This is a genomic window from Ligilactobacillus faecis, from assembly GCF_029889745.1.
Classification (GTDB): domain Bacteria; phylum Bacillota; class Bacilli; order Lactobacillales; family Lactobacillaceae; genus Ligilactobacillus; species Ligilactobacillus faecis.
The window spans coordinates 1,692,832-1,707,319 of sequence record NZ_CP123639.1 but is presented as its reverse complement, the minus strand read 5'-3'; the positions used below and the strand labels follow the sequence as shown (position 1 = coordinate 1,707,319).

At 43.2% G+C, this 14,488-nt stretch carries 12 protein-coding genes and 1 tRNA gene; all 13 read right to left on the bottom strand.

The annotated features are described in order from the left end of the window. Positions 1 to 58 precede the first annotated feature (58 nt). Positions 59 to 1,888: a translation elongation factor 4 gene (lepA, locus tag QFX10_RS07740; RefSeq protein WP_280605668.1), complete on the bottom strand. Its 1,830-nt coding sequence runs from the start codon at positions 1,886 to 1,888 to the stop codon at positions 59 to 61. A gap of 122 nt (positions 1,889 to 2,010) precedes the next feature. After that, positions 2,011 to 3,705 carry an arginine--tRNA ligase gene (argS, locus tag QFX10_RS07735; protein WP_280605667.1) on the bottom strand — a complete coding sequence of 565 codons (1,695 nt, stop codon included), beginning with the start codon at positions 3,703 to 3,705 and terminating at the stop codon, positions 2,011 to 2,013. 253 nt (positions 3,706 to 3,958) lie between these two features. Further along, a tRNA-Gly gene (locus QFX10_RS07730) sits at positions 3,959 to 4,029 on the bottom strand. A gap of 59 nt (positions 4,030 to 4,088) precedes the next feature. After that, positions 4,089 to 4,298 (bottom strand): DUF2187 domain-containing protein, encoded by a 210-nt coding sequence (locus tag QFX10_RS07725; RefSeq protein ID WP_280605666.1) that lies wholly within the window; start codon positions 4,296 to 4,298, stop codon positions 4,089 to 4,091. Between the two features lie 127 nt (positions 4,299 to 4,425). Further along, positions 4,426 to 5,298 (bottom strand): LysR family transcriptional regulator, encoded by an 873-nt coding sequence (locus QFX10_RS07720; protein WP_280605665.1) that lies wholly within the window; start codon positions 5,296 to 5,298, stop codon positions 4,426 to 4,428. Between the two features lie 144 nt (positions 5,299 to 5,442). Next, the gene (gene purD, locus QFX10_RS07715) at positions 5,443 to 6,708 is read right to left on the bottom strand and encodes a phosphoribosylamine--glycine ligase (protein WP_280605664.1); all 1,266 of its coding nucleotides are present in this window, start codon (positions 6,706 to 6,708) and stop codon (positions 5,443 to 5,445) included. Between the two features lie 31 nt (positions 6,709 to 6,739). Beyond that, positions 6,740 to 8,272 carry a bifunctional phosphoribosylaminoimidazolecarboxamide formyltransferase/IMP cyclohydrolase gene (purH, locus tag QFX10_RS07710; protein WP_280605663.1) on the bottom strand — a complete coding sequence of 511 codons (1,533 nt, stop codon included), beginning with the start codon at positions 8,270 to 8,272 and terminating at the stop codon, positions 6,740 to 6,742. Positions 8,273 to 8,286: 14 nt separating this feature from the next. Further along, positions 8,287 to 8,856: a phosphoribosylglycinamide formyltransferase gene (gene purN / locus QFX10_RS07705; protein WP_280605662.1), complete on the bottom strand. Its 570-nt coding sequence runs from the start codon at positions 8,854 to 8,856 to the stop codon at positions 8,287 to 8,289. Then, on the bottom strand, positions 8,847 to 9,905 hold the full coding sequence (gene purM, locus QFX10_RS07700) for a phosphoribosylformylglycinamidine cyclo-ligase (RefSeq protein WP_280605661.1): 1,059 nt from the start codon (positions 9,903 to 9,905) through the stop codon (positions 8,847 to 8,849). The genes purN and purM overlap by 10 nt, the downstream gene beginning before the upstream one ends. A 1-nt stretch (position 9,906) precedes the next feature. Continuing rightward, complete coding sequence (gene purF / locus QFX10_RS07695) at positions 9,907 to 11,355, bottom strand: amidophosphoribosyltransferase (RefSeq protein ID WP_280605660.1); 1,449 nt, start codon at positions 11,353 to 11,355, stop codon at positions 9,907 to 9,909. After that, complete coding sequence (gene purL, locus QFX10_RS07690) at positions 11,331 to 13,556, bottom strand: phosphoribosylformylglycinamidine synthase subunit PurL (protein WP_437178587.1); 2,226 nt, start codon at positions 13,554 to 13,556, stop codon at positions 11,331 to 11,333. The genes purF and purL overlap by 25 nt, the downstream gene beginning before the upstream one ends. Continuing rightward, the gene (gene purQ, locus QFX10_RS07685; RefSeq protein WP_280605659.1) at positions 13,556 to 14,239 is read right to left on the bottom strand and encodes a phosphoribosylformylglycinamidine synthase subunit PurQ; all 684 of its coding nucleotides are present in this window, start codon (positions 14,237 to 14,239) and stop codon (positions 13,556 to 13,558) included. The genes purL and purQ overlap by 1 nt, the downstream gene beginning before the upstream one ends. Beyond that, positions 14,236 to 14,487 (bottom strand): phosphoribosylformylglycinamidine synthase subunit PurS, encoded by a 252-nt coding sequence (gene purS / locus QFX10_RS07680; protein ID WP_280605658.1) that lies wholly within the window; start codon positions 14,485 to 14,487, stop codon positions 14,236 to 14,238. The genes purQ and purS overlap by 4 nt, the downstream gene beginning before the upstream one ends. Position 14,488 lies beyond the last annotated feature (1 nt).

Sequence of the window (14,488 nt, the reverse complement as noted above, 5' to 3'; positions counted from 1 at the left end):
TAGTTGTTCACTTGACGGGTCTCAGATCATTCATATAGGAAGTGTTTAGAGAAATTTCTTATTTTACTTCTTCGTCTGTCTTCAAAACAGCCATGAAAGCATCTTGCGGTACGACAACGCGTCCAACAGCTTTCATTCGCTTCTTACCTCGTTTTTGCTTATCTAACAGCTTAGCCCGGCGGTCCGGATCACCAGTATGGATCCGCGCCGTAACATCTTTGCGGTAAGCCTTGATATTTGTTCGTGAAATGATCTTTGCTCCGATCGCAGCTTGGATCGGGATCTCGAAGTTTTGCCGTGGGATGATCGTCTTGAGCTTATCGGTGATCACCCGTGCACGTTGTTGGGCAAATTGTCGGTGCGAGATAAAGCTCAATGCATCGACTTTATCACCGTTCAACAAGATATCGATCTTCACTAGATCACTTGGACGAGTCCCGTCCAATTCATAATCAAGCGAGGCATAACCACGTGTACTTGATTTTAACTTATCAAAGAAATCAAAGATGATCTCTGATAAAGGCATCTCGTAGATCACATTGACCCGGTAATCATCTAAATAATCCATTGTGATGAAATTTCCCCGTTTAGCTTGGCAAAGCTCCATCACCGCTCCAACATAGTCACTTGGGACCATGATCTCAGCTTTGACGTAAGGCTCGTTGATCTGTTTGATCGTTGGGACATCTGGCATCTCAGATGGGTTTGAAACGTTGACATGTGAACCATCTGTCAATTCAACATCATACGTGACCGAGGGTGCCGTTGTGATCAGTTCCATCCCAAATTCACGTTCAAGTCGTTCTTGCACGACATCCATATGCAAGAGTCCTAAGAACCCACATCTAAACCCAAAGCCTAACGCTTGCGAAGTTTCTGGTTCAAATTCGAGCGCAGCATCATTTAACTTCAATTTTTCTAATGCTTCGCGCAGATCGTTATACTTGCCGTTATCAGTTGGATAAAGTCCAGAATAGACCATCGGACTCATCTCCCGGTAACCTGCTAAAGCTTTTGGTGTTGGATCAAGAGCGTTCGTCAACGTATCCCCGACCCGTGTATCTTGGATATCTTTGATACTTGCTGTCAAATAGCCAACATCCCCTGCCATCAACATCTCACGTTTGATCGGCTTAGGTGAATTGACCCCGACTTCAACGACTTCGTATTCGGCCCCGCTGTTCATCAAACGGATCTTGTCGCCTGGTTTGACTGTTCCGTCATAAACACGGATGCTCAAAACAACCCCCCGATAATCATCGTAGACCGAATCAAAGATCAACGCCTTTAATGGTGCTTTGAGATCACCTGTTGGGGCAGGCACTTTTTGGACGATCTGTTCGAGCATCTCTTCGATCCCGATCCCGTTTTTAGCTGACGCTAAGACGGCATCTGAAGCATCTAGTCCGATCACATCTTCGATCTCTTGGCGTACACGTTCTGGTTCTGCCGAAGGAAGGTCGATCTTATTGATCACAGGCACGATCTCTAAGTCATCATCTAAGGCTAAATAAACGTTAGCTAACGTCTGTGCTTCGATCCCTTGAGCTGCATCGACGACTAAGACTGCACCTTCACAAGCAGCTAAAGAACGAGAAACTTCATATGAGAAATCGACGTGTCCTGGAGTGTCGATCAAGTGGAAGATATAAGTCTCACCGTCTTTAGCGTGATAATGTAATTCAACTGCATTGAGCTTGATCGTGATCCCACGTTCACGTTCAAGATCCATCGAATCTAGTAACTGATCTTGCATCTCACGTTTGGAGACAGTATCGGTCAATTCTAAGATCCGATCAGCTAAAGTTGATTTTCCGTGGTCGATATGCGCTACGATCGAAAAGTTACGGATATGCTTTTGTCGCTCCGCCATTTTTTCAAAATCCATTTAGCTTTTCCTACTTTCTTGCTATTTCCTAATTATTAATTATATGTGTTTCAACATTAACAGTCAATTTTACCGTTAGTGCTAAAAAGTTCTACGAAGTCTCGACCTCGTAGAACTTTTTCTTACATTTCGTCTGGAGCTTTGACACCTAAAAGTCGTAATGCTTCTTTCAAAACTACAGCTACACTTTGAACTAAAGCTAAACGCGCTTCTAGTTGGTCGTCTTCAACTAAGATCTTTGAATGCGCATAGTACTTATTGAAAGCTTTTGCCAAATGGATCGCATATTTTGCGATGACTGAAGGTTCGTATTCAGCAACTGCCCGGGCGATCGTTTCTGGGAATTCACCTAATAAGCGAACTGTTTCCCAAGCATTTGGATCTGATAGACCTGAGATCTCGGCCGGATCGACTGTTTTTTGCGCTTTCCGTAAAATACTCATGGCACGAGCATGTGAGTATTGAACGTATGGCCCAGTTTCACCTTCAAAGCGCACGACTTCTTCAAGGTCAAAGTCAAAGTTGTTCAAACGTTCATTTTTAAGATCGTGGAAAACAACAGCGCCAGTCCCAACCGCTTCCGCTACAGCTTCTTTATCAGCTAAGGTTGGGTTTTTAGCTTCGATCTGTTCTTTAGCCAAAGCGACTGCATCGTCTAAAACTTTTTCAAGCAAGATCACACGGCCAGAACGCGTTGAAAGCTTCTTCCCACCTTGAGTGATCAAACCAAATGGGATGTGGTGAATATCATCTGACCAGTCATAACCCATCTCTTTTAAGACTGCTTTTAATTGTTTGAAGTGGTTTGATTGTTCGTTACCAACGACATAAAGTGATTGAGCAAAATCGTAAGTGCGTTTCCGATAGATCGCAGCCGCCAAGTCACGCGTGATGTAAAGCGTTGCCCCATCAGTTTTCTTGATCAAAGCTGGATTGAGATCATATTCTGAAAGGTCAACGATCTGAGCCCCTTGACTTTCTTTTAAGAGACCTTTTTCTTCCAAGATCTCAACGACTTCATCCATCTTGTCGTTGTAGAAAGCTTCGCCGTTATATGAATCAAACTCGATCCCTAAACGGTCGTAAACGGTCGTGAAAGCTTTGAGTGATTCTTCTCTAAACCATTTCCAAAGACGAGTCGCTTCTTCATCACCAGCTTCTAGACGCCGGAACCATTCGCGGGCTTCATCGTCTAATTCTGGGTTTTCCACGTCTTCTTTATGGAAACGGACGTAATAACCTAATAAAGCATTGATCGGATCGTTTTTGACCTCTTCTTCACTGCCCCAAAGTTCATAAGCACGCATCAATTTGCCAAATTGTGTGCCCCAATCACCTAAGTGGTTGATCTTAACTGGCTGATAACCTGATTTTTCCATCAATAAAGCGATCGAATTACCGATCACAGTTGAACGCAAGTGGCCCATCGACATCGGTTTAGCGATATTAGGTGAAGACATGTCGATCGGTACTTGACGTTTGTTTCCTGTCGTTTTATCTCCGAAGTGTTCTTTTTCGGCCAAAACTTCAGCTAAGATCTCTTGGCTGACTAATTCTTTATCTAAGAAGAAGTTGATGTAAGGACCGACTGCTTCAACTTTTTCAAAACCTGTTTGATCGATCTTTTCTACTAATTCTTTTGCGATCATCTGCGGTGCTTTGCGCAAAACTTTAGCTAAAACAAAAGCTGGAAAAGCATAGTCGCCTAGCTTTAGATCTTTCGGGCGTTCGATCTTTTGGGCGATCTCATCTACGCTCAATTGACCATCGATCGCTTGATAAACAGCATCTGCAACTTGTTGTTTGTAATCTTTCATATTTTCCTCCTAAATAAAAAAACATCCCTTGCTTAATGCAAGAGACGAGAAATTCCCGCGGTACCACTCTACTTGATATCTTGATCCACTTTGATAAAACAACTCTAAAAAGCGCGCTTCACTAACTTCTCCGATCTGGCTTCCACCCTCCCAGACTCGCTGAACGCTTCGGCTAGCTACTCCTCTTTTATCATCGAGTTTTGATTATTAAATTAAAAAACATCTCTAGCTAGAAGCCAAAGATGCTCAGTTAAGCGGGTGACGAGAATCGAACTCGCGACATCAGCTTGGGAAGCTGGGATTTTACCACTAAACTACACCCGCATCAACAAAAATGATTATAGCACATCTAAATATGCTTGTCATCATTTTTTGTGATTTTTTTAAGCAGAAACTTTTTTCATGTGATCTAACGCTACTACAGCGCGATCATGAAAGTCACTGACAACGATATTATCATCTTTGTGATGTTCGATGATCTCAACGACAGCAGAATTTTCATATATTTTTTCGATCGTGCCGACAAAATCATGTGTTAACGAAGCAAACTTGTCACATGTTACTTTGTCGCCAACTTTTAATTTCGTTTCCATTGATGATTCACCTACCTTGATTGGCAATGTCCTATGAATACTACCAAACTTTAGCCACGGTTGCAAGTAAATACCCTAAATATTACTTAATTTAATAATTTTAGATACTCTGTTAAACTATTCCAAACTATCCATAGCGTTTGCACAAGTATTCTTGTAATAAAGTCACAAAGGCTTGCGTTGAAGGCGTCTGTTGTGATTTGGCATGCGTCACCAAGGCGATCGTACGGTAATATTCTTCTTCAAATGGATAAAAAACAACATTCCCTGAAAGCTTTTGTAAAGCTAATTCTGGTAAGATCCCTAGCCCTAATCCGGCTTCGACCATCGCAATGATCGAGGCATCATCGATACTGTATTGAATCGTTTTGACTGAATAATCATCGAGAGCTTGTTTAGTATCGCGATCATAATCGATCGCTTGCAAAATAAAAGGTTTGTCTGAAACATCTTTGGGGACGACCGTCTGTTTATTTTCCGGCACAAAACCTTTAGGTGCGACACAATAGATCCGGTCGCGATATAACGGTAAGATCTCAAGATTTTCCTTGATCGGTAGCGCCGAAAAACCAACATCGAGTTCACCTAATTTGACTTGTTCGACAACTTCATTGAAATTACCCTGCATGACAGTCACTTCGATCTGCGGATAACTTTTTTTGAATGAATTGATCAAGTCAGGCAGCCAATTGATACAAACACTGCTAAATGCCCCGATCCGCAAATGACCTTGGTTGAGCCCTTTGATCTGAGCCGCTTCTTCAGTGAGCTTATCTTCGGTATTCAAGATCTCACGTACGATCGGCAAAATTTTTTCCCCTGCCGAAGTCAATTGAACTCCATTGCGATTGCGGAAAAATAGCGCAAATCCCAGTTCTTTTTCGAGACCGTTGATCGAATGACTGATCGCAGATGGCGTGACATTCAAAGTCTTAGCTGCCGTGATAAAAGCTTTTTGCTTAGCAACTTCGCTAAACGCCTGATACATAAAGTTTGACATCGTAACTATTTGAGCCCCCCAAAAAGTTTATATGATAAGTGATATTATCACAAAAATGTCTGACCGACTACTCATTACACTTTTTGGGCGCAGACTAAAAAGTACCTACCTCAAACCAGATAGGTACTCTACTACTTTATAAACTCAATATTTTTTTTGTGTAGCCTTAGTCCCGATATCATGCCGATAATAGCAACCAGTAAGTTCTTTAGTCGCTAAAAAAGCGTAGACTTCTGCTTGGGCTTTAGCAAGCGTTTCAGCCTTTGCAAGCACTGTTACGATCCGACCACCATTTCCGATCAACTCGTGTTCTTTTTCCGCCACATTCGCATAGTCAAAACTCAACTGTTCGGTTTCTGTAAATGTCGGTAAGACTTGCCCCGTCTCATACTGTCCTGGATAGCCTTCAGCTGCGATAACGACACCGATACAAGCCTCTTGTGAAACTTTGATCTCTGGTAAAGTTTCACCTGAAAGTGCTTTTTCAACTAAGAGAGCTAGATCATTTTCAACTCGTGGTAAAACGACTTGCGTCTCAGGATCACCTAGACGCACATTGTACTCGATGACTTTTGGCCCCGTTTTAGTCAAGATCAATCCAATATACAAGATCCCACAATAATTGAAATCTTCAGCTCTTAAACCAGCGATCGTTGGTTCAACGACTTCAGTGACCATTTTTTCATAATCTGCTTGGGCTAACTGGGGCAACGGACTATATGCCCCCATTCCCCCTGTATTTGCACCTTTGTCATCATCTAAAGCCCGCTTATGATCCTGTGCAAGCGGCAAGATCCGATGTCCATTTTTTCCGACAACGACAAATAATGAATACTCTGGACCTGCTAAAAATTCTGATAAAACGATCTGCTTTTGTCCTTTTTTAAACATCAAAGCGATCTCTTTTTCAGCGTCAGCCTTTGTTGTAGCGATCACGACTCCCTTTCCAGCAGCTAAACCATCAGCTTTGATCACCACTGGTTCTGTAAAATGAGCCAAGCCGGCAAGCGCTGTTTCAGAACTTTGATAAGTTTCAAAACGTGCCGTTGGGATCGCATGCTTATTCATGAACCGCATTGCGAAATCTTTCGAGCCCTCGAGCTTAGCAGCTCTTTTGTCTGGGCCAAAGATCTTAAAACCATCAGCTTCAAATGAGTCGACGATCCCAGCTACGAGAGCATTTTCAGGGCCAACAAAAGTCCAGTCGATCTCTTCTTCATAACAAAAGCCTTTCAACGCCTCAAAATCAAGTTCCGAGATCCCTAAAGTTACGATCCCATCTTCGACCATCCCCGGGTTTCCTGGGGCACAAAAAACTTGGGCCACATGTGGACTCGCTAATAATTTTTTAGCGATCGCATGTTCACGTCCTCCTGAGCCGATCACAAGTAATTTTTGTTTATCTTTCATTTCTTGCTCTTATCCTCGCTTCTGTTGCGCTTTAGTGTCTAAAATGTCTGATTCCTGTTGTGACCATCGCGATCCCATATTTATCTGCCATTTTGATCGAATCTTCGTCTCTGATCGAACCACCAGGCTGAATGATCGCCTTGATCCCATTTTGAGCAGCATACTCTACACAATCATCCATCGGGAAGAAAGCATCTGAAGCTAAGCCGACCGTGTCATCGATCTTTTCTTTAGCATGTGCAACTGCGATCTTAGTCGAATCGATCCGATTTGGTTGTCCAGCTCCGATACCTAACGTCTGCTTCTCATTTGCGATCACGATCGCATTTGATTTAGTATGTTTAACTGCTTTCAAAGCTAGTTCTAATGACCGTAACTGTTCTTTTGTTGGAGCTTTTTTAGTCACGACTTGCCAAGTTGTTGGATCCTCTAATGTCATATCTTGTTCTTGAACTAATAAGCCCCCCATGACAGAAACTGTTTCATAAGCCGGCGTCTCATCTTTTTGGCTAAAATCAAGCTCTAACAAACGTAAATTCTTCTTTTGTGTCAAGATCGCTAAAGCTTCTGGTGTAAATCCAGGCGCGATGATGATCTCTAAAAATAATTTATGCATTTTAGCGGCAGTCTTAGCATCAACGACACGATTCAAGACGATGATCCCGCCAAAGATCGAGATCGGATCAGCTGCATAGGCTAGATCCCAAGCTTCTTCTAAAGTCTGTGCTTGTCCGATCCCACACGGATTCATGTGTTTCAAAGCAACGACCGTCGGTTCTGTAAATTCGCGTGCGATCCGCAAAGCTGCATCAGCATCTTTGATATTATTATATGAAAGTTGCTTCCCGTGCAATTGTTTAGCAGCTGTGACTGCGTAAGCTTTTGGCAAAGCATCGCGGTAAAACCATGCTTTTTGATGTGAATTTTCCCCATAGCGCATTGGTTCTTCTAATTCATAAGTCAACGTCAACTCAGCTACTGCATCTTCTGTTTGACTCAAATACTGAGCGATCAAAGCATCATAAGCTGCCGTATGGCGAAAAGCTTTTGCAGCTAAAGCTTTTCGCGTCGCTAAGGAAGTTTGACCTGTGGCTTGCAATTCAGCTAAAACTTTTGCATGATCGGCTGGATCAACGACGACTGTGACATCGTTAAAGTTTTTAGCTGCTGAGCGCAACATACTTGGTCCACCGATATCGATATTTTCGATCGCATCAGCTAATTTTTTTGTTGGATCTGTGATCGTCTCTTTGAAAGGATATAAATTGACACAAACAAGATCGATCGGCTGGATCCCTAATTTTTCCATCGTTTCAACATGTTCTTTTAGATCACGACGTCCTAACAATCCTCCATGGATATAGGGGTTCAAAGTTTTGACCCGCCCATCTAAGATCTCAGGAAAATCGGTCACTTCTTCGACTGCTAAAGGGGCTAAACCTGCCTCTTCTAGAACTTTTTTCGTTCCTCCTGTTGAAATGAGTTCAAAACCTTGGGCCACAAGACCTTTAGCAAATTCTACAATACCTGTTTTATCTGAAAGACTGATCAATGCTCGTTTCAAGAAAAAATCCTCCTCTATAATATCTGGCTCAATGCTTTAGGGTAAAGTTCGTGTTCGACTGCGTGGATCCTTGCTTCAAGCGTCGCAAGCGTATCATCTGGATAGATCGGTACTTTTTGTTGTAAGATCACCGGCCCAGTATCAAGACCAGTATCAACATAATGGATCGTTACTCCCGTCTGATCTTTACCGGTCCGTTCATGATCTAAAAAGGCCCGCTCGATCGCATGCAATCCTTGATATTCAGGTAAATAAGCTGGATGTAGATTGACGATCTTTTTATCGTAAGCACAAACGATCTCTTGCCCTAAGATCCGCATATAACCTGCTAAAACGATAAAATCGATCTTTTTAGCCTGTAAAAGTGCTAATAACCGTTTTTCATACGCCTCTTTACCATGACATTCTTTGACTGTGAAAGTCGCAGCTGGGATCTGCAACCGCTTGGCGCGTTCAAGGACAAAAGCTTCAGGGTGATCGCAAAAAACTAAGGCTAGTTCGGCGTTAAATTCGCCTTTGGCAAAATGCTTTGCTAAAACTTCAAAATTACTGCCATTCCCAGAGGCAAAGATCGCTACTCGCATGTTTCTCCCACCTTATCAATGATCAATTTAGCTTCATCAGCTGGACGTGCAACTAATTTTCCGATCTCAAAATAACGTTCATTTTGTGCAGTCAAGAGAGCTTTAACTTCAGCCAGATCAGCTGGAGCAATTGCTAAAACTAAACCCAACCCCATATTGAACGTCTCTAGACTATCTTGTAGCGTCAATCCACCCATTTGGGCCAAATAATCAAAGATCGCAGGTTTTTCCCAAGTTGTATAATCAAGTTGCGCTTGAAGATCATCAGCATACATCCGCGGAAGATTTTCATATAACCCACCACCTGTGATATGACTGATCCCAGCTACCAGACCTTTTTTGAGCAGAGGCAACACAGCTTTAACGTAGATCCGTGTTGGTTCTAGTAAGGCTTCAGCTAAGTTTTGTCCGCCTAATTCAGCTGGGGTCTCAGTTAAAGCAAGCTTGTGATCTTTAAATAAGATCTGGCGTACTAATGAATAGCCATTTGAGTGTAGACCACTTGAAGGTAGACCTAGTAAGACCATCCCGGCTTTAGGTTTTGTCTCATCTAAAAGTTGTTCTTTTTCAACAACACCAACAGCAAACCCAGCTAGATCATACTCATCTGAAGCATACATATCTGGCATTTCAGCAGTCTCACCCCCAAGTAGAGCGGCATTTGCTTCTTTACAGCCAGTTGCGACCCCAGAAACGATCTGAGCCATCTTTTGAGGGAGGTTTTTTCCAGTCGCGATATAATCTAGAAAATAGAGCGGTTCAGCCCCTTGAGCTAAAATATCATTGACACACATCGCCACACAATCGATCCCGATCGTTGTATGTTTAGCTGCTTTTTGAGCGATCAAAAGTTTGGTCCCGACCCCGTCAGTCCCTGAAACTAAGACGGGGTGCTTATAATTTAACGAACCTAGATCAAACAGACCACCAAAACTGCCTAGCGCTCCTAAAACTCCTGGTCTCTTAGTTTTTGCAACATCTGCTTTGATCTGATCGACCATTTCATAGCCAGCAGTCACATCAACGCCAGCTTCTTGATATCGACTCATCTTACCCTTTCCTTTCTTGTTGTTGTGCAAGTGAAGCGCGATAACTAGCTTCATAATCATACAGTGGTGTTGGATAATTTCCGTCAAAGTACGCTACAGTCAAGCCACCATTTGGGACAGTTTGACCATCTGGTAAAGCGATCGCAGCGATCAAACTTTCAATACTCAAAAAGCCAAGCGAATCCGCCCCGATCAAATCTTTTATCTCAGCGACACTCTTTTCAGCTGCGATCAATTCTGAGCGCGTCGAGATATCGATTCCATAAAAACACGGAAATTTCAAAGGTGGTGAAGCGATCCGCATATGGACTTCTTTTGCACCTGCTTCTTTTAAAAGTTTGACGATCTGCTTAGAGGTCGTTCCCCGCACGATCGAATCATCAACGATCGCCACGCTCTTGCCTTCAACAACGCCCCGAACAGCAGATAACTTAAGTTTAACGCCCCGCTCACGCAATTCTTGGGTTGGTTGGATAAAGGTTCGCGCAACATATTGACTCTTGATCAGACCCATTTCATACGGTAAGCCTGCCTCTTCGGCAAAACCAGACGCTGCTGACAAAGAAGAGTTGGGCACACCGATCACGATATCAGCTTGAACAGGGCATTCTTTGGCAAGCAAGCGTCCCATTTGTTTGCGGGCGTTATGCACATTGACTCCGTGAATGATCGAATCTGGACGCGCAAAATAGATAAATTCCATCGAGCAAAGTGCCAACTGAGTCTGATCAGTATAATGTTCGACTGTCATCCCAGAATGATCGATCGTGATCAGCTCACCTGGTAAAACATCACGAACAAATTTGGCTCCCAACATATCTAAGGCACATGTTTCACTTGCAACGACGTACGCCCCATTTTTGAGTTGCCCGATACAAAGCGGACGAAAACCGTGCGGATCAAGTGCCGCGTACAAACGTTCATTTTGTAACAAAACAAAAGCAAAGCCACCATGTACTTCGTTCAAACTTGCTTTGAGTGCTTCTTTGAAAGAGAGCTCATGTTTTTGGCGGATCAAATGGATCAAGATCTCAGTATCTGAATTAGACTGAAAAACAGCTCCGGCACATTCAAGCTTTTTGCGCAACGCTCTAGCATTCGTCAAATTACCATTATGTGCTAACGCAACTTGCCCATCGTAAAATTCAAATAAAAATGGTTGGAGATTATTGAGCGAATCATTGCCACTCGTCCCATACCGTACATGTCCGATCGCCGCTGTCCCAGCTAAAGCATTTAGATCTGCTTCATTAGCAAAAACTTCAGCTAAAAGACCTTTATTGCGAAATTGCTTTAAAGTCGTCCCATCACTTGAAACGATCCCAGCTCCTTCTTGCCCACGATGTTGGAGGCTGTGTAAGCCAAAATACGTCAATTGTTCAGCGTTTTTAGTTCCAAAGACACCAAAAACACCACACTCTTCATTTAAGCCTTTGATCTCATAAGACAAGGTATCGCTTCCTCCCATACTTTTTGTGCTGTAGCGACTGGAACCGTAAAGTGCGTTTCAGCGACTGTGACATCAAGCTCTTTTGTCGTAGTAACTTCACCGACTAAAACTTGAGCTTTGCCCAATAGTGTTTCAAACGCCTGTTGATCTTTTTTAGCAACTGTGACTAAAAAACGTCCGGCCGTCTCACTAAATAGTTCAGCGGCTGAAAAATCAAATTTGACTTTTGCCCCTAATTCAGTCTTAAAGAATAATTCTGCTAAACATACACCAAGCCCGCCTTCGCTTGCATCATGACTACTTGTCACTAACCCTTGCTTCATCGCCTGATGTAAGTTAGTAAATGTTTGAGCAAGCCGCTTGAGATCTAGTGGCGCCAATGTTCCAGAGATCTTGCCTGTCAACATCTTTTGTAACTCACTTCCTGCAAAATCAGCTTTCGTCTGTGGGCCCACAAGATACAAAAGTTCACCCGCATTTTTAGCTGTTGCTTGGATAATATGCTTAGTATCTGCGATCAGACCGACCATACCGACCATCGGAGTTCCATAGATCGCTTCCCCATTATTTTCATTATAAAGCGAGACATTTCCTGAGATCACTGGGGTATCAAAGATCTCACATGCTTGTGCCATACCTGCAACTGACTGATGCAACTCATAATAGATCTCTGGATCGTTTGGATCTCCATAGTTCAAACAGTCTGTCATCGCTAAAGGCAACGCCCCACTTGAGATGATGTTAGCACACGCTTCAGTTACTGCCATCTGCCCACCGATCTTTGGATCAAGATAAACGAAACGTCCATTGCCATCAGTCGTCATCGCTAAAGCTTTTTTTGTTCCGCGGATCCGGACGACGCCAGCATCACTCCCCGGTCCAACAACAGTACTTGTTCGAACTTGTGAGTCATAAGTTTGCGTAAACATCTCTTTTGAAGCGATCGTTGGTTGAGCTAAAAGATCTAAGAGCGTTTGCTTAGGATCGGTTATTTCAGGGCGATAAGGCGCTTTTTTACGAGCTTCTTGTAGACGCAAGGGCTCGCGTTCTTCGCTAGGTTCTTCTAAAACATCATCTGTTAAAGTCGAAACAGGAATATCTGTCACGACTTGTCCTTGGTGGCGCAAAACATAACGTCCGTCATCAGTCACCCGACCGATCACAACTGCTTCTAAATCAAAATCTTTAAATAGTTTGATAACATCAGCTTCATGTCCCTTATGCACACAAAGTAGCATCCGTTCTTGTGATTCTGAGAGCATGATCTCATACGCTGACATATGACTTTCACGTTGTGGAACTTCATCAAGTTCTAAAACTAAGCCACTACCAGCTTTAGATGCCATTTCACATGAAGAAGAAGCGATCCCAGCGGCCCCCATATCTTGGATCCCCACTAACCAATCAGCATGTTCATGTGTCAATTTTAAGCACGCTTCTAACAAAAGTTTTTCCATGAACGGATCACCGACTTGCACGGCTGAGCGTTGCGTTTCTTTTTCATCACTAAAATCGCTAGAAGCAAATGTTGCTCCGTGGATCCCATCGCGCCCTGTTTTGGCTCCGACATAGATCACTGCGTTGCCAACACCAGCAGCCCGACCTTTTTGCATATCTTTTTGATCCATCAGACCTACGCTCATCGCGTTAACTAAACAGTTGCCACGATAACATTCATCAAAGGTGATCTCACCCCCAACGGTCGGGATCCCCATACAATTCCCGTAACCACCGATCCCTGAAACAACACCGTCGATCAAATAACGTGTGCGTGCGTCAGTCAATTCTCCAAAGTGTAAAGAATCGAGCGAAGCGATCGGACGAGCACCCATGCTGAAGATATCGCGTAAAATGCCCCCAACACCAGTCGCAGCTCCTTCATAAGGTTCGACGGCTGAAGGATGATTATGACTTTCAGCTTTAAAAACGACCGCTTGTCCATCACCGATGTCAACGATCCCAGCTCCTTCACCAGGGCCTTGGAGCACACGTGCGTTTTTGTTAGGAAAGAGACGCAAAACTGGCTTTGATTTTTTATAAGAACAATGTTCGCTCCACATCACGGCAAAAAGCCCTGTTTCAGTATAATTTGGGAGGCGTTTGAGCAATTTAGCGCAAATATAGTCGTATTCTTTTTGCGTTAAGCCCCATTCAAGGTATGGTTTTTGCTCCTTGATCTCTTGTGGTGTCAATTCTGCCATTATTTTTCCTCCGTTTTGACTGTACCGTATTCTAATAATGATTCAAAAACACGCCGCCCATCTTCATTACCTAATAAAGCTTCGACCGCACGTTCAGGGTGGGGCATAAGCCCTAAAACGTTACCTTTTTCATTACAGATCCCGGCGATATCATGTAAACTGCCATTAGGGTTCTCATCAGCATAGCGAAAGACGACCTGGCCATTTGCCTCAAGCTGAGCTAACGTTTCTTCATCAGCAAAATAACTACCATCAGCATGGGCGATCGGTAAAGCGATCACTTCGTCTTTTTGGTAACGCGTCGTAAACGGCGTTTTATTATTTTCGACCCGCACAGCTACTGTCTTACAAACAAACTTCAAACTATCATTTTGCTTCAAAGCACCTGGTAACAAGCCAGCCTCAGTCAAGATCTGAAAGCCATTGCATGTTCCAAAAACAGGTTTCCCTTCATTTGCCATCCGAACGATCTCTGGCATGATCTTGGAAAAACGTGCGATAGCCCCACAGCGTAGGTAATCGCCATACGAAAAACCGCCAGGTAACAAAACCCCATCAAACCCGCTCAGATCGGCACATTTATGCGATACGTATTCAACTTTGACTGTTGGAAACAAACGCAGCGCTTCGTAAAGATCAACATCGCAGTTTGACCCTGGGAAAACAACGACTGCAAGTTTCATTTTGTTTCCTCCATCACTTCATATTTGTAAGTTTCAAGATTGAAATTAACTAAAAGTTCTTCGGCGATCTCTTTAACAGCCTGAGCTAGTTCTTTTTGCGTCGGATCAAGTGTCACGTCAAAGAACTTGCCTACTTTGACATCTAAAACTTCAGTATGTCCAAGACCTTGGATCGCTTGTTTGATCGTGTCACCTTGAGGATCAAAAACAGATTCTTTATAAGTTACATAGATGCGTACATTGACCATT